At 70.6% G+C, this 1,751-nt stretch carries 2 protein-coding genes and 1 pseudogene; 2 read left to right on the top strand and 1 reads right to left on the bottom strand.

What is annotated here, in order from left to right; all coding sequences use genetic code 11:
* Together U9980_RS27640 and U9980_RS27635 are read left to right on the top strand one after the other, a co-directional pair.
* On the top strand, positions 1–698 hold a 698-nt coding region (locus tag U9980_RS27640; RefSeq protein ID WP_322770616.1), incomplete at its 5' end, for a DUF692 family multinuclear iron-containing protein.
* Complete coding sequence (locus U9980_RS27635) at positions 698–1,465, top strand: hypothetical protein (RefSeq protein WP_322770615.1); 768 nt, start codon at positions 698–700, stop codon at positions 1,463–1,465. The genes U9980_RS27640 and U9980_RS27635, both read left to right, overlap by 1 nt.
* Positions 1,466–1,514: 49 nt before the next feature.
* Here the strand turns inward: U9980_RS27635 and U9980_RS27630 are convergent.
* Positions 1,515–1,751: pseudogene (locus U9980_RS27630) on the bottom strand (SPFH domain-containing protein); the annotation flags it as partial.

The following is a 1,751-nucleotide window of genomic DNA, read 5'->3' as shown; positions in this document are numbered from 1 at the left end:
TCGCCGGCACGGACCCGCTGGACATCTCCGTCCTGCGGGCTCTGCGCGACCGCGCTCGGGAACTGGACGCTGCATGGGTGACCACGGATCTGGCGATGTGGGTGCGCGGTGGCGAAGCTCTGATCAACAACCTGGTGCCAATGCCGCTGGTACCCGAGGCCGTCGACTGGTGTGTGCCGCGGATCTGCCGGGCTCAGGATGTGATCGACCGACCGATCGTGATCGGAAACGCTCCCTACCCGTTCATCGTGGGCAGCGCGGACGTCCTGCCGCTGATGGCAGAGATCGTCGAACGGACCGGCTGCCTGGCCACGGTCGACATCGGTCACCTCTATGGGCTGCGCCGCCAGCAGGGCCGGCCGCTCGAACAACCGGGGGATGACAGCTTCTGCTGGGATCACGTGGTGGAGGTCCACCTTGCCGGTCTGGTCGAACGGGTACTGCCCGGCGGGGAGCGGGTCTTCGAGGACTTCCACACCGTCACGGTCTCGCCGGGGGTGTGGGAGCTGGCCGCACGGCTGGTGCCACGGGCGAGGAATCTGCGCGCGCTCATGGCCGAGTGCGAGTTGATGCCCCGGGCAGATCTCGTCCACACGATCTGCCGGCTGGCGTCGGCCTTACCCCGGTGGCTGCCCGGGGAGGATCCCCCGCAGGAGCGGTGCTCCGACGATGCCACCTGCGGGAGCCGGCTGACGTGATGCCGGTCGACTACCCGAGGTTGATGGAGGCCACCTGGGATGCGCTGTACGCTCCGGCGCAACGACACCGGGCAATCCTCGCGGCGCTACCCCCGGACGAATCGGAACTGCTCAGCGAGTGTGTCCGCGCCGGCGGGTTCCACCGGGACGCGTGCCGCCGGCGCGGACGGATCGCCCCCGACCTGCTTGACGCCTTCCCGGTGACCTTCGTCGCCTTCTACGCGACCGAGGGCACGCCCGGGATGGCGGCTTTCCTGGCCAGCGAGCAGTGGCGCCGCCGTGGGTCGCTGCCGGGAAGCTTCTTCCCCGCGCCGGAGCTGTCCGTGCTCGCCTTCGCCGCCTACCTGCGCGACACCTGGATGCGTGGCGACCGGGAGGAATGGGTGCGCGAAGCATTCCGTTTCGAACTCGCTCTGCACCGTCTCGGTACCGAGCGGGTCGGGGTCGACCGCGGCCCCGGCACCATGCGGCTGGCCGCCGGAGCCTGGGTCGGCGAGTGCATGTTCGACCATGACAACGCCGTCGACCAGCTGCGGCGGCGCTGTGCCGAGGTGCCCTGGAACGAAGCGGTCACGCTGCTCACCCCGCACCCGACCCAGGCCGCCGCCATCACCTGGTACGTCGGGGACGAGGGTCGGCGGATCTACGTCCGCGGCGAGGACGTCGCGGCACTGCGCTGGTCGTGGGACGCCGCCGCCGAGGTCCCCGCTGACGCCGACCAGCTGCGGGTGGTCATCCACGCGGCCAGGGCCGGGGTCCTGCGGTAGGGAGGGCCGGTGCCCATCCGGTGCACGTGGTTGGTTGGATCGCGATCGTCTACCGTTGTGGAGAGGTGATCGCGAAGCCGGATCCCGGCGCGAAGGTCGTGACAGTCGGCGGGATGGCCCTGAGCTGGTCGATCGTCGCGCATGCCGGGCACTGCGCATAGCCGGCCTGGCGTTCCCGGTTGGCTTCGGCGTCCGCGCGGGCCTGCGCGACCCTCGCCTGCGCCTCGGTCACCCCGGCGAAGGCGGCCTGCGCCTTGTTCACCGCGTCCTGTACCTGTTGCGGCAG

Origin of the sequence: Protofrankia sp. Cr1 (genome assembly GCF_963555865.1) — a bacterium.
Classification (GTDB): domain Bacteria; phylum Actinomycetota; class Actinomycetes; order Frankiales; family Frankiaceae; genus Protofrankia.
The sequence above is the reverse complement of the archived record's forward strand: the minus strand, read 5'-3'. Positions and strand labels throughout refer to the sequence as shown.